The organism is Streptococcus infantis (assembly GCF_001579645.1).
In the GTDB taxonomy this organism is placed as follows: Bacteria; Bacillota; Bacilli; order Lactobacillales; family Streptococcaceae; genus Streptococcus; species Streptococcus infantis_E.
The window spans coordinates 30,314-55,819 of record NZ_KQ970825.1 but is presented as its reverse complement, the minus strand read 5'-3'; the positions used below and the strand labels follow the sequence as shown (position 1 = coordinate 55,819).

The window sequence follows — 25,506 nt, the reverse complement described above, 5'->3', positions numbered from 1 at the left end:
CTTTCTTCGGTTGTTCGCCATCTTCACTTGGATAGCCTGGAATTGAATTGCCAGCTTTATCCTTAAATGATGTCGTAACTGGTTCGTAGACGTGCTCTGTATCTCCATTTGGAAGTTTCTTAGTCTCTACGAAGCGGTAACCTGGAATAGCTTTCTTCGGTTGTTCACCATCTTCACTTGGATAGCCTGGAATTGAATTGCCTTCTTTATCCTTGAATGATGTTTTAACTGGTTCGTAGACGTGCTCGGTATCTCCGTTTGGAAGTTTCTTCGTTTCTACGAAGCGGTAACCTGAGATTTCTTTCTTCGGTTGTTCGCCATCTTCACTTGGATATCCTGGAATTGAATTGCCTTCTTTATCCTTAAATGATGTCGTAACTGGTTCGTAGACGTGTTCGGTATCTCCGTTCGGAAGTTTCTTAGTCTCTACGAAGCGATAACCTGGGATTTCTTTCTTCGGTTGTTCGCCATCTTCACTTGGATAGCCTGGAATTGAATTACCTTCTTTATCCTTGAATGATGTCGTAACTGGTTCGTAGACGTGCTCGGTATCTCCGTTCGGAAGTTTCTTAGTCTCTACGAAGCGGTAGCCTGGGATTTCTTTCTTCGGTTGTTCGCCATCTTCACTTGGATATCCTGGAATTGAATTGCCTTCTTTATCCTTGAATGATGTCTTAACTTGTTCGTAGACGTGCTCGGTATCTCCGTTTGGAAGTTTCTTAGTCTCTACGAAGCGGTAGCCTGGGATTTCTGCTTTTTCTTGTTCACCATCAACTGTAGGATATCCTGGGATTTCTTTTCCTTCTTTATCCTTGAATGATGTCCTAACTTGTTCGTAGACATGCTCTGTATCTCCGTTTGGAAGTTTCTTAGTCTCTACGAAGCGGTAGCCTGGGATTTCTGCTTTTTCTTGTTCACCATCAACTGTAGGATATCCTGGAATTGAATTGCCTTCTTTATCTACAAATGTAGTAACCGGTGTTACTGTTGGTGTATATGTTGCAGAAGCTTTTGTTCCGTTCATATCTTCACGAACAACTGTAACAGATGGAGCTGTTCCAGTAAATGATTTCTCAGGTACGAGGGTTACTGTTCCATCTGCTGCTACTGTGTATGTACCAACACCTGAAATAGTCTTAGTTGTTGAACCATCGTCAAATGTTGCTGGAACGTCATTATTCATTGGAACACGGCTATCGCCTTCCTTGAATGTTGGTTTACCAGACTGTTCTTTACCTTTTGGTCCAATAGTTGTAGCTGGTTCACCTGTTGGAGTTACTGGTGTCACAGTTGGGGTGTACTTAGCTGTGACTGGTTTGCCGTTCTTGTCTACACGTTTAACAGTGACGCCTGTTCCTGTGCCAGTGAATGATTTTTCTGGGACGAAGGTTACTGTCCCATCTGGAGCAACAGTGTATGTACCTTCTCCTGGAATAACTTTCGTTGTTGAGCCATCTTTGAATGTTGCAGGAGTATCTTCATCGATAGGAACATTTGGATCGCCTTCAGTAAAGGTTGGTTTACCTGTTTGAGTGGCACCTTGGATATCAGTAGATGTCGCATCTTCAGATGTTGGAACGACTGGAGTAATCTTAGGTGTGTAAGTTGTTTCTACAGCAGTACCGTTAGCATCTTTAGCTTGAACCTTAACTGGAACAACATCACCTGAGTATGATTTATCAGTTGGTGTGAAGGTTACAACACCTGTTTCCTTATCAACTGTGAAAGTACCAACAACCTTGCCTTCTGGTGATTTCGCTTCTACTGATATAGCTGGTTGACCATTCTTGTCAAGAAGAGTAATGGTATCCTTGTCGATTGGTGCGACTGGGTCACCTTCAGTGAAGGTAACTGTTCCAGTTTGAACAAGACCTTGAGGGCCAGTTGATTCTGCTGGTGTAGCAGTTGGAGTCACCGGTATTACTGTTGGGGTGTAAGTTGCAGAAGCTTTGGTTCCGTTCTTATCTTCACGAACAACCGTTACGGCCGGCGCTTTACCCGTGAATGACCTTTCAGGAACAAAGGTTACTGTTCCGTCTGCTGCTACTGTGTATGTACCAACTCCATCAACTGTCTTGGTAGTTGAACCATCGTCAAATGTTGCAGGTACATCATCGTTCATTGGCACACGGCTGTCGCCTTCAGTAAATTCAGGCTTACCTGTTTGGGTTTGACCTTGCTTACCTGTTGTTTCAACTGGTGTTGCTGTCGGTGTTACTGGTGTTACGGTTGGTGTGTACTTAGCTGTGATTTCAGTTCCGTTCTTATCCACACGTTTCACAGTTACGCCTGTTCCTGTTCCAGTAAATGATTTCTCAGGAACAAAGGTTACTGTTCCATCTGCTGCTACTGTGTATGTACCAACACCATCCACTGTCTTAGTGGTTGAGCCATCTTCGAAGGTCGCTGGACTATCCTCATCGATTGGAACATTTGGATCGCCTTCAGTAAAGGTTGGTTTACCTGTTTGAGTGGTACCTTGGATATCTGTTGACTCAGCTGGAGTAGCCGTAGGAGTTACTGGTGTCACTGTTGGTGTGTACTTAGCTGTGACTGGTGTACCGTTCTTGTCTACACGTTTTACAGTCACGCCTGTTCCTGTTCCAGTAAATGATTTTTCTGGCGCGAAGGTTACTGTTCCATCTGGTGCGACTGTGTATGTTCCTTCGCCATCTACTGTCTTAGTGGTTGAGCCATCTTCGAAGGTCGCTGGACTATCCTCATCGATTGGAACATTTGGATCGCCTTCAGTAAAGGTTGGTTTACCTGTTTGAGTCGCACCTTGGATATCAGTTGTTTCAGCTGGTGTCGCTGTCGGAGTTACTGGTGTCACTGTTGGTGTGTAAGTCGCTGATGCCTTGGTTCCGTTCATATCTTCACGAACAACTGTTACAGCAGGTGTAGTTCCGACAAATGATTTTTCTGGTACGAATGTAACTGTTCCATCTGCTGCTACTGTGTATGTACCAACACCGTCAACTGTCTTGGTAGTTGAGCCATCACTGAAAGTAGCCGGAACGTCATCGTTCATTGGCACACGGCTGTCACCTTCTGTGAATACAGGTTTACCTGTTTGAGTCGCACCTTGGATATCAGTTGTTTCAGCTGGTGTCGCTGTTGGGCTTACTGGAACAATTTCAGGTGTATAAGTTGTATCAACCTTGATACCGTTTGAGCTTTCAGCTTGAACCTTGGCTGGTGTTACAGCACCTGTGTATGATTTATCAGTTGGTGTGAAAGTGACTTGACCAGTAGCTGAATCGATAGAGTAAGTACCGATTTCAGTTGTACCATCAGCGGCATAAGCTAGTGTACTTGTCACTTCATTGCCATCATTATCCAAAAGCGTGTAGCTATTATCTTTGATCGTAATAGCTTTATCTTTACCATTCACTTGAACAGTTGTTCCTGCAAAGGTTGGTGTCCCTGTTTGTGTTGCACCTTGAATATCTTTAGAAGTTGCAGGGTTTGCTGTTGGAACAGCCGCTACAACTGTTGGTGTGTAGGTTGCATCGGATGTAATTGTTGCAGTCTTACCGTTGGCATTTGTAATAGTAGCAGTTGCTTGAACAGTTACTCCTTGTGCAGTGCCTACAAAATCTTTTTCAGGAGTAAAGGTTACCGCTCCAGTCGTTGGATCGATTGTATATGTTCCTTCACCTGCTACTTTCACACTGGTTTCATCAGTAGGCTGGCCAGTTACTGGATTTACTAATTTCTTGCTAGTAATCTTCGTAGCCTTGTCATTGCTTAACTCAAATGTAGGCGTTTGAGTTTGAGGGACATTTTGCACATCCTCAGAAACCTTATTAGTAGGGCTGATTGTGGTTGGGGTTACTGTTGGAGTGTAGGTCGCAGAGGCTTTAGTACCATTCATATCTTCACGGACAACTGTTACGGCTGATGCAGTACCTGTAAAGCTTGGTTCTGGAACAAAGGTTACTGTTCCATCGGCTGCTACTGTGAACTTACCAACACCTTCTACTGTCTTAGTCGTTGAACCATCGTCAAATGTTGCTGGAACAGCATCGTTCATTGGCACACGGCTATCACCCTCAGTAAATACCGGCTTACCTATTTGAGTGGCACCTTGAACATCTGTTGATTCAGCTGGTGCTGCAGTTGGTTTAACCGGTGTTACTGTTGGTGTGTAGGTTGCAGAGGCTTTGGTTCCGTTCTTATCTTCGCGAACAACCGTTACGGCCGGTGCTTTACCTGTGAATGACTTTTCAGGAACAAAGGTTACTGTTCCATCTGCTGCTACTGTGTATGTACCAACACCTTCCACAGTTTTAGTCGTTGAACCATCATCAAATGTTGCTGGAACAGCATTGTTCATTGGCACACGGCTATCACCCTCAGTAAATACCGGCTTACCTGTTTGAGTGGCACCTTGAACATCTGTTGATTCAGCTGGTGCTGCAGTTGGTTTAACCGGTGTTACTGTTGGTGTGTAGGTTGCAGAGGCTTTGGTTCCGTTCTTATCTTCACGGACAACCGTTACGGCCGGTGCTTTACCTGTGAATGACTTTTCAGGAACAAAGGTTACTGTACCATCTGCGGCTACTGTATATGTCCCAACACCATCAACTGTCTTGGTTGTTGAACCATCATCAAATGTTGCCGGAACAGCTTCGTTAATCTCAACAGTCTTCTCGACACCGTCAACAGTTACAGCTCCACCCTTGAATTCAGGTTTACCTGTTTGAGTTGCACCTTGGATGTCAGTTGATTCAGATGATGTTGCTGTTGGGGTTACAGGAACAATCTCAGGTGTGTAGGTTGTATCAACCTTGATACCGTTTGAGCTTTCAGCTTGCACCTTGGCTGGTGTTACCGCACCAGTGTATGATTTGTCTGACGGTGTGAATGTTACAGTACCAGTTGCTGGATTGATAGTGAATGTACCGATTGACGTTGTACCATCGGCAGCATAAGCTGGCGTGCTTGAAACTTCGTTACCGTCTTTATCCAAGAGTTTGTAACTATTTTCTTTGATAGTAATTGCCTTGTCTTGACCGTTGACTTGAACAGTTGTACCTGCAAAGGTTGGTGCTCCTGTTTGAGTTGCACCTTGAATATCCTTAGATTTAGCAGGTTGGGCTGTTGGCACTGCTGCTACAACAGTTGGTGTGTAAGTAGCATCTGAAGTGATGGTTGCAGTCTTGCCGTTAGCATTTATAATCGTAGCAGTCGCTTGAATTGTTACTCCAGTTGCAGTTCCAACAAAGTCTTTTTCAGGTGTGAAGGTAACCGCTCCTGTAGTAGGATCGATTGTATAAGTTCCTTCACCCGCTACTGTTACACTTGTTTCATTAGTAGGTTGACCAGTCATTGGATCTACTAATTTCTTACTAGTAATCTTCGTAGCCTTATCGTTGCTTAACTCAAATGTTGGTGTTTGAGTTTGAGGAACATTTTGAACATCCTCGGAAACCTTATTAGTGGGTGTGATTGTAGTTGGCGTTACAGTTGGGGTGTACTTAGCTATTGCTGTTTTTATAAACTCTGACTGAACTTGTTTATTTTTATCACGTCCAACTGGAGCAGTGAGTGAAACTGTTACTCCCTTAGCAGTGCCCGTAAAGCCCGGTTCCGGCACAAAGGTAACTTTCCCAGTCAAATCGTCTAAGTAGTAAATTCCTTCCCCTTCTACAGTTACAACAGGATCATTGATTATCTTGCCAGTCGTAGGACTCACAAACTTAGCTGGATAGTCAAAGTCTGGTGCTACTTTAACTTTTTCACCATTACTATTTGTACCCTCTAGTTCAAACTCTGGTGTACCTATTTGAGTCGCACCTTGAACATCAGTCGAAGTTTTGTCAACTCCTTCGATTTCAATTGGAGTGACTGTTGGAACGTATTGACCATCCATGGTATTCAACTGACCATTAATGTTTGCTTCTTGATCTGGGAATTTTGTTGACCAACCAGTATCATAACCGTTGTTATCTGAACGACGGATAGAAATACCATCAGCTGTTCCAAGGAAGTTATCTTCAGGAATAAATTCAACGTCGACATCTTTACCGTTGGCAGTAATCTTGTACTTACCTTGTCCTGGAACGACATAGTAACCGTCCGCATTAAGAGTTGCACGGTTGCCATCTTTATCAACGATGTATGGTTCTACCGTTTCGTCAATAACGGCACTAGAATTAAGCTCATACTTGTGTTCTCCACGTGCTGTAAAGGTTACAGTTGCAGTTTGCTCCTCCCCTTGAAGACCACTTGTTTCCTTGAATTCCCCTTTTGGTGGGTGCGTAATTTGAGTTCTGAAGTCTTCCACTTCCCCTGAGAAGGCCATACCAGTTGGGCTCTCAATCTCGGTAGCTTTCTTGGCAATACGAACACGAGCACCTAGTTCTTTAACGCTAGGATCGATATAAGTCTTGCTCTTTGCAAAGGTCAACTCAACGGTGCCGTCATTTGTGATTCTTGCAAGATCAGAGCGTTCATCTTCATCAAAGGTACCATTTTGGTTAAAGTCTATCCAACCGTAGATATAAGCTTCTGAAGCTCCATCTGTATGGGCTTGAACTGACAGCTTGTAGTTACCTGGGCGTGTACGGTCCATCTTGATCATCTCATTGGTTGTACCTTTAAGCTCATCTGGAAGCAATTGGTCAATTCCTTCATCGGCCGTAGTTGCCTTATCATCACCGAACCAGTCAGGAGTCGTATTCTCATCCATATCTGGGCTCACATTACCAATATACGGTTGATTTACTTTAGCACCAGTTACGCCATCTACAGTTGCAATGGTATGCATAGCCTTACCGTATGACTCAGGAGCGTCTCCTTCATCAATTGGGAAGAATCCTAGCATTGCTGACTGTTTACCTGAAGATGCGATATATAATCCAATTTCAGAAGCGCCACGTGTCATGACCATAGGTACGGCAATCGTGTTTGAAGAAACGTTAGGACCAAATACGCCTGTTCCTAAACCACCTGTCTTCAAGTCTGCGCTTCCATAGTATTTCCATGCTACAGTTTTCCCTTCTTCACCCACACCAGTTGCTCTACGTAAAAGGTTTAAGTTAAGTCCATTAAAGTTAACTCCATCAATATTTACAACGTTATTAGGTTTTGTAGGATCGAATAAGTTATTTGTATCTTGAGGAACATAGTTTTTCGTATTTGAGTTATTATTTTTTAACCATTCCCCAACATGTTGCCAACCTGAACCGTTTGTAGTGAAAAGTACTAACTCACCTGGGTTAGCTGACTCCCCATCCGCCATGACAATAGCAGGTTTGACCGCTTTCCCGCGGAAGGTCGCAGAAATTTCAAACTGAACACCGATATTTCCACCGTTGAATTCTGAAGAAATCGTAGTTTGTTTATTACCAGTGTCGATCCCTTCTTTACGGATTTCAGTCCATTTATTTTGTGGAACCGCAATTACTTTTGCTTCTTCTTTATTATTAAAAGCAGCTCTTGTTGTTGCATCACGAATAGAGTTGATATAACCATTTTTAGCGTTTGGATCATAGGTTGCCTTTTCTGCTTCTGTTGCTCCTCGCTCTTCAAGACGTTTTTTATAGAGTTCAGTTGCTTGGAATGGTTTCAAAGACTTAACCTTGATGGTAACTACATAGCCTGGCATTATTTCCTTAGTATAGGTAGCACCAACTTGGAGTGCAAGTTTGCCATCTGACGTTATCGTTGTACCTGTCCAGTTAGCCTTATCCCCAAAGTCCAACCATGAGATTTGACTCGCCAAATCCGCTGCTTTTATATCTGTTGTAAATCCTGGTTTTTCAACTTTTGGAGTTGAAGTTGCGTCTTCAACGTCTGCACCAATTCCAGTAGCTGTTGCAGTATCTGCACGGAAGGCAGTATTCTTATCAATCTCTTTACCATTACGAGGGTCGTTTTTACCTGTATTCGCAATTGAATTTGTACCTTCAGCTGGTTTTGTGTTTTCTGCAGGTTTACCTGTAGTGGCTTCTGTCTTTTCAGGAGCTGCTACTTCTGTTTCGGCTACAGCTTTTTCTTTGTTTTTAAGTTTAGAATTGACAATTGTTACAAGTGATTGGTAAGCTGCATCCAATTCAGCTTGACTTTCAGCAGAGGCAAGAGCATTCTTAGCATTATCAAGACTTGCTTTTAAAGCATCAATACTTTCATCAGTCTTATTGCTATATTTACCATTCGCCAGGTTTGTTTCAATCTCAGCAATATAGCCTTGCAATCTTGTGTGATCTAGTTTCAGCTTAGTTTCAGTTGCACCTGGAACAACTGGAGTTGCCTGATAAGTTGTAACATCTTCTTTCTCAGCTTGAGATGTAGAAAGAGATTCCGGCTGTTCCTTTTCAGTTGTCACAGCAACCTCGTCAGTTTGCTTATTCTCAACGACTTCTTCAGCTGCTACTCCTGTAGCAGTTCCAAGCATAACTAAAGTTCCTAGTAAAACTGAACAAACTCCTACATTTAACTTACGAATTGAAAATCGACTAATACGGTCATTAAACAGATCATTTTTCACTAACATTACCTCCAAGTTGCATAAAATTTAACTTAGTTTAGAATAAATATGTATTTACTATTCATTATATTTCGTAAACTAATCGCTGTTATATTTTATCATGCCAGCCCTTGAATACCAAGCATTTTGCTCAATTTTTTGGAAAAAATTTTCTACTTTTATAGCTCAAATTATTTAGTAAATCATATAAAAATCAATATACCTTTTCTATATATTTAATACAAAAAAAGAGGGAAGACCCTCTTTTTGTTTAAGCATTATTTTATTCGCTTACTTCAACAGTTTCAACGACTTCTTCTACAGTCGTATCAACTGGAGCTTCTTCTTGTGAAGATGCTAGGTAAGACTCTTCGTTGACTGCTTGTGGTTCAAGGTTACGGTAACGTGCCATACCTGTACCAGCTGGGATAATCTTACCGATGATAACATTTTCCTTGAGACCAAGGAGATGGTCTTTCTTACCACGGATAGCTGCGTCTGTAAGGACACGAGTTGTTTCCTGGAAGGAAGCTGCTGACAAGAAACTATTTGTTTCAAGCGAGGCTTTGGTGATTCCCATAAGAACTGGACGACCAGTCGCTGGCACTCCACCTGCGATAAGAACATCCTTGTTAGCATCTGTAAAGTCGTTGATGTCCATAAGTGTTCCCATGAGAAGATCTGTGTCTCCTGGATCCATAACTCGAACTTTACGGATCATTTGACGAACCATTACCTCGATGTGTTTGTCACCGATTTCTACCCCTTGGCTACGGTAAACTTTTTGTACTTCACCGAGGAGGTAAGTTTCAACTGACAAGACATCACGTACAGCAAGGAGACGTTTTGGTTGGATAGAACCTTCTGTAAGAGCTGCACCGCGAGAGATTTGATCTCCAACCTCTACACGCATACGGGCTGTAAATGGTACCACGTATTCGCCTTCTCCAGTTTCACCCTTAACGAATACTTTCTTGGTACGAGTTGAAGCATCTTCTTCGATTGCTGTAACTTCCCCTTTGACTTCTGTGATGACCGCTTCCCCTTTAGGATTGCGGGCTTCAAAGATTTCTTGGACACGAGGAAGACCCTGAGTGATATCGGTATTTGAGGCAACCCCACCCGTGTGGAAGGTACGCATTGTAAGCTGTGTACCAGGTTCCCCGATAGATTGGGCAGCGATAGTACCAACTGCTTCACCAACTTCAACCGCATCACCAGTCGCCAAGTTGATACCATAACAGTGACGGCAGACCCCATGACGAGTGTTACATGTAAATACGGAGCGGATCGTTACTTCTTCGACACCAGCATTGACGATTTCACGCGCCTTGTCTTCTGTGATCAATTCATTTGGACCGATGATAACTGCACCAGTTTCTGGATGCTTAACAGTTTTCTTAGTGTAACGACCATTGAGGCGCTCTTCAAGAGATTCAATCATCTCTTTACCTTCAGTAATCGAACGGATCAAGAGACCACGGTCAGTTCCACAGTCGTCCTCACGGATGATAACATCTTGGGCAACGTCAACCAAACGACGAGTCAAGTAACCTGAGTCGGCTGTCTTAAGGGCCGTATCGGTCATACCTTTACGAGCACCGTGTGTTGAGAAGAACATTTCGAGTACTGACAAACCTTCGCGGAAATTTGAAAGGATTGGCAATTCCATGATACGTCCGTTCGGAGCCGCCATCAGACCACGCATACCGGCAAGCTGTGAGAAGTTTGAGATGTTACCACGGGCTCCAGAGTCCATCATCATAACGATTGGGTTCTTAGGATCTTGGTTGGCAATCAAACGTTTCTCTAGTTTTTCACGGGCAGCACGCCATTCAGCTGTAACAGCATTGTAGCGTTCGTCGTCTGTGATCATACCACGACGGAATTGTTTGGTGATTTGTTCTACACGTTTGTGTGATTCTTCGATGATTTGAGCCTTGTCTTCAACAACTGGAATATCGGCAATACCCACTGTCAATCCTGCAAGCGTTGAGTGGTGGTAACCGAGGTTCTTCATACGGTCAAGTAGGGCAGAAGTTTCTGTCGTACGGAAACGTTTGAAGATTTCAGCGATGATATTTCCAAGGTTTTTCTTCTTAAATGGAGGGTTCAATTCAAGTTTGCTGATCGCTTCCTTGATATCTCCACCCAGTGGCAAGAAGTATTTATCCGGAACGCCTTCTGTCAAGTTGGCATTGTTTGGCTCTTGCAAGTAAGGTAGGCCTTCTGGCATGATATCGTTGAAGAGGATCTTACCAACAGTTGTAAGCAAGACTTTATGTTTTTGCTCTTCTGTCCAAGGTTTGTTGAGGCTGTCTGTTGCGATACCAACACGTGAGTGGAGGTGAACATAACCATTGCGGTAGGCCATAACAGCTTCATCACGGTCTTTGAAGACCATTCCTTCACCTTCACGGCCAGCTTCTTCCATGGTCAAGTAGTAGTTACCCAATACCATGTCCTGAGATGGAGTAACAACTGGTTTCCCATCTTTAGGGTTCAAGATGTGCTCAGCAGCCAACATCAAGATACGTGCTTCGGCTTGAGCTTCTTCTGAAAGCGGTACGTGGATGGCCATTTGGTCCCCGTCAAAGTCGGCATTGTAGGCTTCACAGACAAGTGGGTGCAAGCGAAGGGCCTTACCATCAATCAAGACAGGTTCAAAGGCTTGGATCCCCAAACGGTGAAGGGTCGGTGCACGGTTAAGAAGTACTGGGTGTTCTTTGATCACTTCTTCGAGGATATCCCAGATACGCTCATCTCCACGTTCTACCAAACGTTTAGCCGCTTTAACGTTTTGCACAATATCACGAGCTACGATTTCACGCATGACGAAAGGTTTGAAGAGCTCGATCGCCATTTCACGTGGCACACCACACTGGTACATCTTAAGAGTTGGACCAACGGCGATAACGGAACGTCCTGAGAAGTCAACACGTTTACCGAGCAAGTTTTGACGGAAGCGTCCTTGTTTACCTTTGAGCATGTGGCTCAATGATTTAAGTGGACGGCTACCTGGTCCTGTGATCGGACGACCACGACGACCATTGTCAATCAAAGCGTCAACCGCTTCTTGAAGCATACGCTTCTCATTTTGAACGATGATACCTGGTGCATTCAACTCCAGCAAACGAGCTAGACGGTTATTACGGTTAATAACACGACGGTAGAGGTCGTTCAAGTCAGATGAGGCAAAACGGCCACCATCCAACTGCAACATTGGACGAAGATCTGGTGGAATAACTGGAAGGATGTTGAGAATCATCCATTCAGGTTTATTTCCAGACTTGTAAAATGCATCCAAAACATCCAAACGACGGATGGCTTTGATACGTTTTTGTCCAGTTGCTGTTTTCAATTCTTCTTTAAGTTCAGCAATTTCTTTTTCAAGATCTACTTGTTTCAAGAGGTCTTGGATAGCTTCGGCACCCATTTTAGCAACGAATGAACCATGACCAAATTCACGCAAGCGTTCACGGTATTCACGCTCTGTCATGATAGACTTGTGCTCAAGTGGAGTATCCTTAGGATCAATCACCACATAAGCAGCAAAGTAGATAACTTCCTCGAGGGCACGAGGACTCATGTCAAGGGTCAAGCCCATACGGCTTGGAATCCCCTTGAAATACCAGATATGAGATACAGGAGCTTTTAACTCGATGTGTCCCATACGTTCACGACGAACTTTTGTACGCGTTACTTCAACACCACAACGGTCACAAACAATCCCTCTGTAACGAATGCGTTTGTATTTACCACAAGCACATTCCCAGTCTTTTGTAGGACCAAAGATGACTTCGTCAAAGAGTCCTTCACGTTCTGGTTTCAACGTACGGTAATTGATTGTTTCAGGTTTTTTGACTTCTCCATAAGACCATGAACGGACTTTGCTTGGAGAAGCTAGTGTGATTTGCATACTTTTAAAACGATTTACATCAACCACTATTTCTTCCCTTTCTATTATAAGTGAACTGCTTATTCTTGTTCAGTAGCTTCTTCTGTTGCTTCCGCTTTTGCACCTTCTTCAGCTTCAAAAGCAGCTTTTGCTTCTTCAGCAGCTTTTTTACGTGCTTTTTCAAGGTCATCTACGTGGATGACATCTTCGTCCATGCCCTCATCAAGATCACGAAGTTCAACTTCTTGATCATCTTCGTCAAGAACACGCATGTCAAGACCAAGTGATTGCAATTCTTTAACAAGAACTCGGAAGGATTCTGGAACACCTGGTTTTGGAATTGGTTTTCCTTTTGTAATAGCTTCATAAGCTTTCAAACGTCCGTTGATATCGTCAGACTTGTAAGTCAAGATTTCTTGAAGGACATTTGATGCACCATAGGCTTCAAGCGCCCAAACCTCCATCTCACCGAAACGTTGTCCACCAAACTGAGCTTTACCTCCGAGTGGTTGTTGCGTAACGGTTGAGTATGGTCCGACTGAACGAGCGTGCAATTTATCATCAACCATGTGGTGAAGTTTGATCATGTACATGACACCAACTGACACACGGTTATCAAATGGTTCACCAGTACGTCCATCGTAAAGGATAGTCTTAGCATCGCTATCCATACCTGCTTCCTTAACAGTTGACCAAAGATCTTCAGAACTTGCTCCGTCAAAGACTGGTGTTGCGATATGGATACCAAGAGTACGAGCTGCCATACCAAGGTGGAGCTCCATAACCTGACCGATATTCATACGTGATGGCACCCCAAGTGGGTTCAACATGATATCAACTGGAGTTCCATCTGGAAGGTAAGGCATGTCTTCTACAGGAACGATACGAGAAACAACCCCTTTGTTTCCGTGACGTCCGGCCATCTTATCTCCGACCTTAATCTTACGTTTTTGAGCGATGTAAACACGAACCAGCATGTTAACACCTGATTGCAATTCATCACCGTTTGCACGTGTAAAGATCTTAACATCACGAACAACACCATCGGCACCGTGTGGTACACGAAGAGAAGTGTCACGAACTTCACGAGATTTGTCTCCAAAGATAGCGTGCAAGAGACGTTCTTCAGCTGAAAGATCTTTTTCACCCTTAGGTGTCACTTTACCTACAAGGATGTTCCCTTCTTTAACCTCAGCACCGATACGGATAATACCCATTTCGTCAAGGTCTTTAAGGGCATCTTCACCAACGTTTGGAATTTCACGAGTGATTTCTTCAGGCCCAAGCTTTGTATCGCGCGTTTCTGATTCGTATTCTTCAAGGTGGACAGATGTGTAGACATCGTCTTTCACCAAGCGTTCGCTCATGATAACGGCATCCTCGAAGTTGTAACCTTCCCATGTCATGTAGGCAACGATTGGGTTTTGTCCAAGCGCCATTTCTCCATTTTCCATAGAAGGTCCATCTGCGATAAAGTCACCTTTTTCTACAACGTCACCAACTTTAACAAGCGTACGTTGGTTGTAGGCAGTACCTGAGTTTGAACGACGGAATTTTTGGATATGGTAAACATCCAATGAGCCATCTTCACGACGAACTTCTACCTTGTCAGCATCGGCATAAGTAACTTTACCATCATACTGAGCAATTACAGCCGCTCCAGAGTCGTGGGCTGCTTGATATTCCATACCAGTACCAACGTAAGGTGCTTTTGGATCAATCAATGGTACAGCCTGACGTTGCATGTTGGCACCCATGAGGGCACGGTTGGAGTCATCGTTTTCCAAGAAAGGAATACATGCTGTCGCAACGGCAACTACCTGTTTTGGAGAAACGTCCATGTAATCAACACTTGAAGCTGGGTATTCTTGGTTAACCCCTTGGTGACGTCCCATGACAACTTTTTCAGCAAAAGTGCCATCTGCGTTCAATTTAGAGTTAGCCTGTGCTACTGTGTACTCATCTTCTTCATCGGCTGTCAACCAAACGATTTCGTTAGTTACTTTTCCAGTTTCACGATCAACCTTACGATATGGTGTTTGAATGAAACCATATTTGTTGAGATGTCCGTATGAAGACAAGTTGTTGATCAAACCGATGTTTGGTCCCTCAGGTGTCTCGATTGGACACATACGACCATAGTGAGTGTAGTGCACGTCACGCACTTCATATCCAGCGCGGTCACGTGTCAAACCACCAGGTCCTAAGGCAGACAAACGACGTTTGTGTGACAACTCAGAAAGCGGGTTGTGTTGGTCCATGAACTGTGACAATTGAGAAGAACCAAAGAATTCTTTGATTGCTGCAGTTACTGGACGGATATTGATAATTTGTTGTGGTGTTAGTACTTCGTTATCTTGAACAGACATACGTTCACGAACGTTACGTTCCATACGTGAAAGTCCAAGACGCACTTGGTTGGCAAGCAATTCACCAACAGCACGAATACGACGATTTCCAAGGTGGTCGATATCATCCACACGACCAATACCTTCTGCTAAGTTGAGGAAGTAGCTCATCTCAGCCAAGATATCTGCTGGAGTGATTGTGCGAACTTTATCGTCTGGATTTGCATTACCGATGATTGTTACAACACGATCTGGATCAGTTGGTGCAACAACCTTGAATTTTTGAAGAACAACTGGCTCTGTTACTACAGCAGCATCATTTGGAATGTAGACAATCTTGTTCAAATCGCCATCCAAATGGCTTTCAATGCTCTCAATCACGCTACGAGTCATGATTGTTCCAGCTTCTACCAAGATTTCACCTGTTTCAGGGTCTACCAATGGCTCAGCAATGGTTTGGTTAAGCAAACGTGTTTTAACATTGAGTTTTTTATTGATCTTGTAACGACCAACTGCAGCCAAGTCATAACGACGTGGGTCAAAGAAACGAGCTACAAGCAAGCTACGTGAGCTTTCAGCAGTCTTAGGCTCACCTGGACGAAGGCGTTCGTAAATTTCCTTCAAAGCTTCGTCTGTACGAGAGTCCATTGGATTCTTGTGAATATCTTTTTCAACAGTATTACGAACAAGATCGCTGTCACCAAAGATATCAAAGATTTCATCATCGCCTGAGAAACCAAGCGCACGAACCAAGGTCGTAAATGGAATCTTACGAGTACGGTCGATACGAGTGTAGGCGATGTCTTTTGAGTCGCTTTCAAGTTCCAACCAAGCTCCACGATTAGGGATAACAGTTGAACCGTAACCCACTTTACCATTTTTGTCTACCTTGTCATTAAAGTAAACACCTGGAGAACGCACCAACTGTGATACGATAATTCGTTCACCACCGTTGATGATAAAGGTTCCCATCTCAGTCATGATTGGGAAATCACCAAAGAATACTTCCTGTGTCTTGATTTCGCCAGTTTCTTTGTTAATCAAGCGGAAGGTTACAAAGATAGGTGCTGAGTAGCTGGCATCGTGGATACGAGCTTCTTCAAGCGTATATTTAGGTTCTTTGATTTCGTAGCCAACAAATTCCAACTCCATTGTGTCTGTGAAGTTTGAAATTGGCAATACATCTTCAAACACTTCCTTCAGACCATGGTCTAGGAAATCTTTGAATGAATCAGTTTGAATTTCAATCAAATTTGGTAAGTCAAGAACTTCTTTGATTCTTGAAAAACTACGACGGGTACGATGTTTCCCGTATTGAACGTCATGTCCTGCCAAGATGATTCTCCTTTTTAAATAAAGTTCCAAGCTTAGTGACCTAAGCTAGTAATTATCGTTAGATGGTTCTAAAACCCCTATCAACTTATCCTCTTTGGGTAATTTTCAGAATCTTTAAATCTCTGTTACAGATGCAAAAAATCCCGAAAAAAAAGCACAAAAAGAGCAGTTAAATCCGACTTTTTTCAGGAGATTTAACTGCTGTGAGCCTTGTCTGGACAATATTTCAGACAAAACCTACGACAAATGATTACTCACATTATACCCGATTTTCTCTAATTTTTCAAGTCCTTTGACGGTTTTTTCTTGCTTTGGTATAGTTGTAAGTTGTTTCTGAAAAGATTGTTTTCAGAGGTTCGTTCTTGAATAATTAGAATCACTTGTATGATATATCCTGCCAACCAACTGAAAAAACGATTCTCCCTTGTTTGTAGGGTATCATCTAACATACTGGAAAAGCACAAAAATTTTTCTAAATAAGAAAGAATGCTGATCAATTCAACTTGCTTGACAAAAGCACTTCTTAGTGGTTTAATATACCCTATACGGGTATATTTGGAGGTGCCTATGTTTTACTTATTTACAAAAATTGATAGTATTTCTACCAGCGAATTAGAAGCTAAACTCAAGGAACCGATTCAGCTATTGGACGTTCGGACGCCTACGGAATTCCGTAAAGGTCATATCAAAAATGCAAAGAATATTCCTCTAACCGAAATCGGATCTTACACCCCTGCGACAAAAGAAACTCTCTATGTCATCTGTCATTCTGGTATCCGAAGTAAGATGGCTGCTAAAAAGCTCAAGAAAAAAGGCTATGATGTTATCAACGTCCGAGGCGGTATGATCGCTTGGACAGGCGAAACTATATAGAACTAAAAGGAAGAAACTCAATGAAGATTATCATTGTTGGATGAGTTGCAGGTGGTATGTCAGTGGCGACTCGTCTCAGACGCCTCATGGAAGATACTATCATCTCACTAGCTTCTCCTGTAAACCGTCAAGGACGTCAAGTGGCAGACATAATTGCTGGAATGGAGCGCAAAAACAAGGGTAGTATCGGTACTGCTATCGTTCGTGCTTTTGGTATTCCGCTGCTTCGACAGGTCTTAGCGAGCGCACTCTTAGTGACAATCAACTCCCATACAAGGCAATTCATGTCAGCGGGAAAGACCACACTGGTTATTATCCAGGTGCTACTGGTATGACCTTAAAGCTCCTCTTTGACCCAACCAGTGGCAAAATCTATGGCGCCCAAGGAGTTGGGAAGAAAGGTGTTGACAAGAGAATCGATATCCTAGCAACTGCTATCAAGGCAAATCTCACCGTCTTTGACTTGCCAGAGTTAGAGTTCACCTATGCACCACCATTTGGTTCTGCCAAAGATCCAGTAAATATGCTGGGATACGCAGCCTTAAACCTTATCGAAGGTCTGAGCGACAATATACAGTGGTACCAGCTAGAAGATGAAATAGCTACTGGCAAGAAATTCCTGGATGCACGGACCAGTAGCGAATACCAAAGTGGTCGACTTAAGGTTGACACCATCCACATCCCCCTAAACGAACTACGGGAACGCTTGGATGAACTAGACAAGAACCAAGCCTACATCGTTAGCTGTCACAGTGGTTTGCGCAGCTATATCGCAGAGCGTATCCTCAAGCAAGCAGGATTTACCGTCCAAAACCTTGACGGCTCTTATTCACTATACAAAATGGCTAACCCAGAAGGAGTAGAATATGGTAACTAATATCAGCATGGCTGACTTTTATGAAAAATATCAAAATGAAAATCTAGATCTTATCGATGTCCGTGAAGTACATGAATTCCAAGCAGGACATGCACCAGCTGCCAAAAATCTTCCGTTAAGTACCTTGGAGCAAGGCTACAAAGAACTCAAACCTGACCATGAATACCATGTCATCTGTCAAGGTGGAGTACGTTCTGCCTCTGCCTGTCAATTTCTCAGCGCCCAAGGCCTCACCGTTACCAATGTAGAAGGCGGCATGAACCAATGGCCTGGTGATGTAGAATAAATAAAATTCAAAAAGAGCAATTGGTCTAATTCCAAGAAAACCAACTGCTCTTTTAATCATTTAATCACTATTTAGAAGAAACGTCTATTTTTAATTACTTGCGTTTAATCAAGTATTTAACTGCCTTTTCCAATCTTTCCTTCTGTGCTTGAGGATCCTCTAGAGGGTCGTTAATGCAAGCTGTTAAATTCTCCGTTATCATCAGTTCAATAATACGATCAACACTGGATCGAACTGCTGTTAATTGAGTAATGATATCGACACAATCACGCTCTTCCTCCATCATTTTTTGAATACCTCGCAATTGACCCTCTGAGCGTTTGAGGCGTGTAATGTACTTTGATTTTGTCATATCTTTATCCTTAAACGATTTTTCTACATTATATCTCTAATAAAGGGCTTTGTCAAAAGTATCACTTTTTTAGTAGTCAAAGTCTTCTAGCCCCCACTCTCACATGAGTAACAAGCCCATCTTTATCTGTAATAGAGAACTCTGAAGAGGGAATCCACTGAAGCTGCCCGTGCCGATCCTGTGCTTGCGCAAACAAATTGACCAAATACTCTTTATTCTCAACTTCAACTACATAGTAGGCTAGGCCTGCCATTCCTTGCTCACGAGGAGCTAAGTTTTTACCTCCCCATTCATTAACTGCTAGATGATGATGGTAATCTCCCGATGCAATCCAACTGGCATGTGGAATCGTGAATTTATCTTCAAGACCAAGAGACTCTTGGTAGAATGCACTCGCTTCTCGGCTATTTTTTACAGATAGGTGAACATGACCCATGCAAGTGCCACTTGCGATTGTAAAAGGCTCTATTTCTTTTCCTAGTTGGTAGATATCTTGAGCAGAGAGTTCTTCTGTCACACCGATAATACGGCCATCTTCACGAATATCCCAGTCTGTCATCGGTTTATCTCTGTAGAGTTCAATCCCATTACCCTCTAAGTTCTCTAAATAGATTGCCTCACTATAACCATGATCAGCTCCACCAACTAATGGGATCTTTAAGTCTAACAAGTGTTTAAAAACATTAGCCAAATCTTCACGAGTCGGCAAAAGCAAGGCCATATGGTAAAGACCGTAGCTCTGCTTAGGATTGCCTGTATTTTCTGTTTGAATAAGCTTCACAAGCGGTTTTTCTCCCGCACCTAAGAGAACCTCCTCTTCCGATTGATGTACTATTTCCAAACCTAGCAATTGATGATAAAATGCTGTCTGACTTTCTAAGTCCTTGACATTTAAAGCTACTTCAGCCAAATGAATGCGACTATTATATTCGTAAACCATAGAAAAGCTCCTTTGTTGTAACTTTTATTGTTACATCTGTTATACTCCCCTCTCAGCTAATGTCAATCCAAAAGCTCAACGCTGATAAAACAAGAAAAATCCTCCCCATGTAGGAAGGATTGTTTGGATTTAATGAGCCAACATTTCTTGGGCAATCTCTTGACCTGATAAGCCATCTGGATAGTAAGTTGGCCAGTTGTCCATCTCTTCAAAGAGGGCTTCTTGGCTAGTGCCTCCAAAGAAGATATGGAAATGCTCTGCCTTGACTGGAGCAATATTGTGGTCGCTGAATTGAACATACTTGAATTGTCCGGCGTCTGCATCAGTCGCTTCAAAGAGGAAGCGTACTCCACGATTCCCTTTCTTATAAGTCAAGATTTTCTTGCCGACATACTTGTAAGTATATTTCTTACTTTGGCCACCTTGGATGAATTCCATAGTGTTATCCGTGATGTTAATCTTGGTCACGTCTGTTTGGTAACCCTTTTGATAGTAGGCCTTATACTCATCCTTGGTCATCTTACCAGTCAATTTAGCCTTGTAGTCAAAGACTTGGTCTAGAGTACCATCTTCAAGGAAAGGATAGACTGACTGCCAGTTACCAGCATAGTCACTCAAGGTACGATCCTTGACATCAGCATCCTCAAAGTAACCATTTTGAACGGTTTTAGTTTCCTCGGCTTTTTCTGGCTCAATTTCTGCCCCTGCTTGGTCAGTTGTTTGCTTGAGGGCCTTGAGATTTTTCTCCATGACAGAGATATAGTTTTCTCCAGCTTTCATGTCCTCTTCGGTCAAGCTTTCCAGAGGATTTAGAACGTCTAACTTAACTCCTGTTTCTTTTGAAAGAGTATTAGCTAGAGCTTGTGAGGCATTTTCTTCAAAGTAGATATAAGAAATCTTGTTTTTCTTGATATATTCGGTCAATTCTGCCAAGCGGCTTGCTGACGGCTCAGCATCTGGTGATAGACCTGAGATAGAGACTTGATTGAGTCCGTAGTCCAAGGCTAGATAACGAAAGGCTGCGTGCTGAGTCACAAAACTCTTTTGTTTAGCACTAGAAAGACCTTCAGTATAGGATTTATCCAAGGCTTGTAGTTTTTCGATATAGGCCGCTGCATTTTGCTCAAAAGTCGCCTTCTTATCTGGATAGTCAGCTGAAAGACTATCACGGATGTGCTCTACAAGTTTGATTGCACGCGCAGGAGACAACCATACATGAGGGTCATACTCGTGATGATGACCCTCTTCGCCGTGGTCATGGTCTTCCTCTTCTTCACTACCTGGAAGAAGCAACATATCTCCAGTAGCCTTGATTGTTTTTACTTTTTTCGCATCTAGTGAATCTAAAAGCTTGGGAACCCATGTTTCCATGTTCTCATTTTCATAAACGAAGGCATCAGCGTCTTGGATTTTAGCAACTGCCTTAGGCGATGGTTCATAATCATGTGGTTCTGTCCCTGCCCCAATCAAGAGCTCGACATTGGCTGTGTCCCCTGCTACTTGCTTGGTAAATTCGTAGACAGGATAGAAAGTTGTGACAATATTTAATTTTCCGTCTGCCTGTTTTTGATTGGAACAAGCGACTAAGAATAGTGTCACAAGACTTGCCAAAAGTAGGCCTAGTTTTTTCATTTTCTTCTCCTATTTGATAAAACGTTTGAGTAAGCTGACTAACAAAAAGACAACTACAAAGATAATGGTAATACTTGCACTCGGTGGTGTCTCTGCATAGTAGGAAATATAAAGTCCTGCTACCATACCTAGAAAACCAATAACGCTGGCAAGAATCATCACCGAGCTAAAGTTCTTCCCTAAACGCAAAGCGATACTAGCTGGCAAGACCATGATAGTTGATACCAAAAGTGCCCCTGCAGCTGGAATCATAAGAGCAATAGCCACACCCGTCACCATGTTAAAGAGGATAGACATAGTGCGCACTGGAAGACCATCTACAAAAGCTGTATCCTCGTCAAAAGTTAAGATGTACATGGGTCTTAAAAAGAGGAAGGTCAGGATTAAAACAACCGCTGCAATGACAAAGAGTCCAATGACCTGCTCTTGACTAATAGTCACAATAGAACCAAAGAGGTATTGGTCCAGACTCATAGAACTAGAGCTCTTACCCTTACTCATAACAATGAGTGAAACTGCAAGTCCTGTAGACATGAGAATAGCTGTCCCAATCTCCATAAAGCTCTTGTAAACTGTACGGAGATATTCAAGGAAAACCGCCGCAATCAAGACAATAGCAATAGTCGAGATGGTCGGAGAGATCCCTAAAACCAAACCAAAGGCCACACCTGATAGCGATACGTGACTCAGTGTATCACTCATGAGACTTTGACGACGCAAGATGAGGAAGGTCCCAAGGACTGGTGAGAAGAGACTCATGGCAATAACAGCCAAAAAGGCCCGTTGCATAAAATCATAAGAAAATAGATTAAGCATGGTCCACCTCCTGATCACTTTCATGGACATTGAAGCAACGCCATGGGGAATCTTGGTCTCGAACAAGGTGGATGTTACGATCTGCGTAGTCCTTGACCTCTTCAGGATCGTGGGTAATCATCAAAACAGCCTTACCATGATGGTGGGCACTATGGTGCATGAGTTCATAAAATTCATTCTTGGTGCCGGCATCCATCCCTGTTGTCGGCTCATCCAAGATAAAGATATCCGGATCTGAAGCAAACATACGTGCGATGACAGCCCTTTGCTTTTGACCACCAGAAAGGGAACCAATGCGTTTATCCCGATGTTCCCACATGCCGACAGAGTTTAAACTAGCCTTGATGTGTTCTTCATCATGGGCGTTAAGGCGACGGAACCAACCCTTTCTAGGATAACGACCTGATTTGACAAATTCATAAACAGTACTAGGAAAGCCTGCATTAAAACTTGCAATCTGCTGAGGAAGATAGGCAATTCTTAGTTTTTTTCCGTGAATATTTGTTTTTGAGATGGTTACTTTTCCAATTCTCGGTTGTAAAATTCCAAGACTAGCCTTGATTAGCGTTGTCTTGGCTGCTCCATTTTCCCCAGTAAGGGTGACAAATTCCCCACTATCAACACTGTAATTGATATGCTCAAGCACAGGTTCCTTGTCATAATAGAAGGACAAATCCTCTACTGTGATGTATCTCATTACTTGATTTCTCCTACTAAAGCAGTTAAAAACCGCTGGATAATTTTTTGTTCGTTTGGTGTAAACTGAGTGGCAACCTGCTCATAAGTCGAGAGGGTATGTTCATGATGATGGTGGTGTTCCTCAGCAATAGGTCGAGCCAAGTCTGTCAATTGATAGAAGACAACGCGAGCATCCTTGGGATCCTTAGACGTTTCTAACATTCCCTCCTTAACCAGGGATTTGATAGCCTTTGTAACGGCAGCTTGACTGACATTGAGACGACGCGCCAACTCAGAGTTGGTGAGCGACTCCTCTGATAAAAGCATGAGAATATGCTCCTGGGTATTGGTCAAGGCTACATCACTCGTGCAATGGCCAATCAAAATTTCATGCTGATTTTCAGCTTTTAAAATAATCTCGTTTAAAAATTGATCGATATCTTTTGCCAACTGTCTCATGATTTGCTCCTTTCTCAGAACAGAATTTCTATAAATACAAGGTTCTCACACCATTCCTTTACTAGTTAAGTATATCACATCCCTGCAAGGAGTCAAGAAAAAAGATGAAAACATCTGAGATGTTTTCATCCTGTAGAATTATTTTTCTTGTTTACGGCTAGTCCAGAGGGCTGTCGCTCCAAGAATCATACCAAGTAGCATCATGAAAATAGATTGCTCACTACCTGTATTTGGCAGTAATTTTTCTGATACGACTGTCTTGTCGGTAAATTTATCTGCAACCTTATAATCAACTTTTACAGTAGAAGGTTGAGTCGGTTTTGTTGCTTGGTCTTTTTCTGATTGAGTTATTTTTGTTGTTGAATCTGTCTCTGATGTAGCCGGAGTTGTCGTTTGGACTTTTCCTGGTTTAACTGCATCTTTTCCTGATCCAGCAGGAGTTGTTTCCTGATTTTTTCCTGGTTTAGTTGGAGTTACGGCTTGATCTTTTTCTGGTTTAGCTGGATTTGTTGCCGAATCTTTTTCTGGTTTTGCTGGTTCTTGCTCTTTACCTTGCTCTTCTGCTAGTTTAAATGTTTTTGAGTCCACAGAAATCGTGCGTGAATTTGGATTTACCTTTTCATACTGAGTCAAATCAGCTGTTTTGAGGTAGTCTTCAAAGGCCGCATCCATTGAAGGACCTTCTTCTCTAGCACCACCAAGCATGGTATAACCGTCACCACCTGCCGCAAGGAAGTCATTGGTTGCTAGGTAGTAGACTTTTTCAAAATCTAGTTTTTCATAAAGACCAGTCACACGATTCTTAACTTGAACAGCCAAGATACGTTTGCCTGCAGCTAGGTTTGTATCATAGTAGACCTTGGCACCTGAAATCTGTAAGAATCCACCGCTTGGTTCTAGCAATGGTTGACCATTTTCATCCAAGACAGTTTTTCCTGCCTTATCAACCTGCAAGATAGATCCGAGTGATTTTTCAAACATATCCAGAACTTGCTGACCAGTTACTTGAATTTGTGAGATTGTGTTTCCAAATGGTAAAACTGCAATGACATTTCCTTTTGTGATTGGCTTACCTTTGGCAATAGTTTCACGCAAGCCTCCACCATTTGTCACAGCGATATCTGTTGGATGACTAAATCCTGTTTGACCATACTGGTAGAGAGAATCTGCTACAACATTTCCAAGGTTTGTTTCGCGGACACGGACATTTTCACGGTCACCGTTCAATTCAACTGGACTATTTGAAACAACTTCTACAGCATTTTCAGCGTCATACTTTTGTTTGATTTCTTTGACCATGACTGCAATCTTTGGATTAGCTTCTAATTTCTTAGCATCTGCAGCAGGTATCTGGCTTGGATTTCCTAATAATTGACGAGATTTGTAAGTGATTTTACCGACATTATGGAGATAACTTCCTGTTTGGTTATAGGTTACATTATCGCCGTAAGTTGTTGATTCTACAGTATGAGAGTGGCCGTCAATCACTGTAACACGCTTGCCTTTCAAAAGAGGATTTTTTGAAAGTGCTTCTGCAAGTGTTGAACCACGCCATTCTACAGGTGTTGTTGTATCAACTCCCAAGTGAGCGAGAACAACATAATGTTTGTAGTCTTTGCCCTCTGCCAAGGCTTTAGCCTGAATTTCTTCGATAACCTTGTTAACCTCTGCAATAGGTTCTGTAAAGGTTACACCTTTAACATTTTTAGGGTGAGTCTTAGTAGCTGTTTCAGGTGTTGTCACACCGATGACGACAAACTCATCACCTTCAACATCCTTGTTCTTATCAACAATTGTTGCTGCTTCAAATAGACGAGCTCCATTAACGTAAGTATTTGAGCTGAGCAGTGGGAAGTTCAAGATTTCTTTGTATTTTTTGCTTCGTCAAGTCCAAAGTCAAACTCATGATTTCCTACAGCCATAGCATCGTAGCCCATCTCATTTAGGATTTTGGCACGAGCTTCACCCTTTGTAGAGTTTGAAATTGGCAGACCTTGGAAGGCATCACCAGCATCCACCACTAGGGTCGTTTGATTGCCTTTTTCGCGCTCCTTCTCAATAACTGTCGCGAGCTTGGCATCTCCAATTACTCCTTTTTCTTCTACGATACGGCCATGCACGTCATTGGTATGCAAGATAACAGTATCTGCTTCTTCTTTTTGAGGTGCAGCTTCCTCAGCTGCCGTTGCCGGACTTGTAACAACCTCAGGAGTCGCTGCTACTACTGGTGCTTCTGCAGCGCTCACAACTTCTGTAACTTCTGAAGAACTAGTATTTTCTTCAGCATAGACTTGTCCAGCTAAAAAGGCTGGAGCTAATAGGACTGTCGATAGGACAGGCAACAAAAAACGTTTATTCATTTTTAAATCCCTTTCTCTTCTTTCTTCTACCATTATACGCTATTTAGTATCATTTTAAAACTTTTTGCCTTTTTTAGGCTAAGCTATCCGACATTTCTTAAAAAAGAGGCTGGGACAAAAGTCCTAGCCTCTCAATTGTCTTTGGATTGTCGATCAAAACGCAGTGGTTGAGTGAG

General features: G+C 42.7%; 12 protein-coding genes and 2 pseudogenes. 3 read left to right on the top strand and 11 right to left on the bottom strand.

The window, feature by feature from the left end; all coding sequences use genetic code 11:
* The 3 genes from SINDD18_RS09685 to SINDD18_RS09675 form a co-directional block, all read right to left on the bottom strand.
* Positions 1-8,503: CshA/CshB family fibrillar adhesin-related protein (locus SINDD18_RS09685; RefSeq protein WP_081108304.1), on the bottom strand; the 8,503-nt coding region annotated here is incomplete at its 3' end.
* A 256-nt stretch (positions 8,504-8,759) separates the two neighbouring features.
* On the bottom strand, positions 8,760-12,422 hold the full coding sequence (gene rpoC, locus SINDD18_RS09680) for a DNA-directed RNA polymerase subunit beta' (protein ID WP_061863962.1): 3,663 nt from the start codon (positions 12,420-12,422) through the stop codon (positions 8,760-8,762).
* Between the two features lie 32 nt (positions 12,423-12,454).
* The gene (locus SINDD18_RS09675) at positions 12,455-16,057 is read right to left on the bottom strand and encodes a DNA-directed RNA polymerase subunit beta (RefSeq protein WP_061863961.1); all 3,603 of its coding nucleotides are present in this window, start codon (positions 16,055-16,057) and stop codon (positions 12,455-12,457) included.
* Between the two features lie 567 nt (positions 16,058-16,624).
* Between SINDD18_RS09675 and SINDD18_RS09670 the strand changes: the two genes are divergently transcribed.
* From SINDD18_RS09670 to SINDD18_RS09660, 3 genes and pseudogenes are all read left to right on the top strand, one after another.
* The gene (locus SINDD18_RS09670) at positions 16,625-16,930 is read left to right on the top strand and encodes a rhodanese-like domain-containing protein (protein WP_061863960.1); all 306 of its coding nucleotides are present in this window, start codon (positions 16,625-16,627) and stop codon (positions 16,928-16,930) included.
* A 92-nt stretch (positions 16,931-17,022) separates the two neighbouring features.
* Positions 17,023-17,807, top strand: a pseudogene (locus tag SINDD18_RS09665) (rhodanese-like domain-containing protein); the annotation flags it as partial.
* Complete coding sequence (locus SINDD18_RS09660; protein WP_045613671.1) at positions 17,797-18,093, top strand: rhodanese-like domain-containing protein; 297 nt, start codon at positions 17,797-17,799, stop codon at positions 18,091-18,093. The pseudogene SINDD18_RS09665 and the gene SINDD18_RS09660, both read left to right, overlap by 11 nt.
* Before the next feature lie 94 nt (positions 18,094-18,187).
* Here the strand turns inward: SINDD18_RS09660 and SINDD18_RS09655 are convergent, their stop codons facing one another.
* The 8 genes and pseudogenes from SINDD18_RS09655 to nt5e form a co-directional block, all read right to left on the bottom strand.
* The gene (locus SINDD18_RS09655; protein ID WP_045613673.1) at positions 18,188-18,445 is read right to left on the bottom strand and encodes a metal-sensitive transcriptional regulator; all 258 of its coding nucleotides are present in this window, start codon (positions 18,443-18,445) and stop codon (positions 18,188-18,190) included.
* 76 nt (positions 18,446-18,521) lie between these two features.
* The gene (locus tag SINDD18_RS09650) at positions 18,522-19,385 is read right to left on the bottom strand and encodes a VOC family protein (protein ID WP_061863959.1); all 864 of its coding nucleotides are present in this window, start codon (positions 19,383-19,385) and stop codon (positions 18,522-18,524) included.
* A 129-nt stretch (positions 19,386-19,514) separates the two neighbouring features.
* Complete coding sequence (locus tag SINDD18_RS09645; RefSeq protein ID WP_061863958.1) at positions 19,515-21,017, bottom strand: zinc ABC transporter substrate-binding protein AdcA; 1,503 nt, start codon at positions 21,015-21,017, stop codon at positions 19,515-19,517.
* A 9-nt stretch (positions 21,018-21,026) separates the two neighbouring features.
* Complete coding sequence (locus SINDD18_RS09640; RefSeq protein WP_061863957.1) at positions 21,027-21,833, bottom strand: metal ABC transporter permease; 807 nt, start codon at positions 21,831-21,833, stop codon at positions 21,027-21,029.
* Positions 21,826-22,530 carry a metal ABC transporter ATP-binding protein gene (locus SINDD18_RS09635; RefSeq protein WP_049548546.1) on the bottom strand — a complete coding sequence of 235 codons (705 nt, stop codon included), beginning with the start codon at positions 22,528-22,530 and terminating at the stop codon, positions 21,826-21,828. The genes SINDD18_RS09640 and SINDD18_RS09635 overlap by 8 nt, the downstream gene beginning before the upstream one ends.
* Positions 22,530-22,970 (bottom strand): zinc-dependent transcriptional regulator AdcR, encoded by a 441-nt coding sequence (gene adcR, locus SINDD18_RS09630; protein WP_001249315.1) that lies wholly within the window; start codon positions 22,968-22,970, stop codon positions 22,530-22,532. The genes SINDD18_RS09635 and adcR overlap by 1 nt, the downstream gene beginning before the upstream one ends.
* Before the next feature lie 138 nt (positions 22,971-23,108).
* Complete coding sequence (locus tag SINDD18_RS11695) at positions 23,109-23,207, bottom strand: LPXTG cell wall anchor domain-containing protein (protein ID WP_431305827.1); 99 nt, start codon at positions 23,205-23,207, stop codon at positions 23,109-23,111.
* A 267-nt stretch (positions 23,208-23,474) separates the two neighbouring features.
* Positions 23,475-25,330 (bottom strand): annotated as a pseudogene (gene nt5e, locus SINDD18_RS09625) (cell surface ecto-5'-nucleotidase Nt5e); the annotation flags it as partial.
* Between the last annotated feature and the right edge of the window lie 176 nt (positions 25,331-25,506).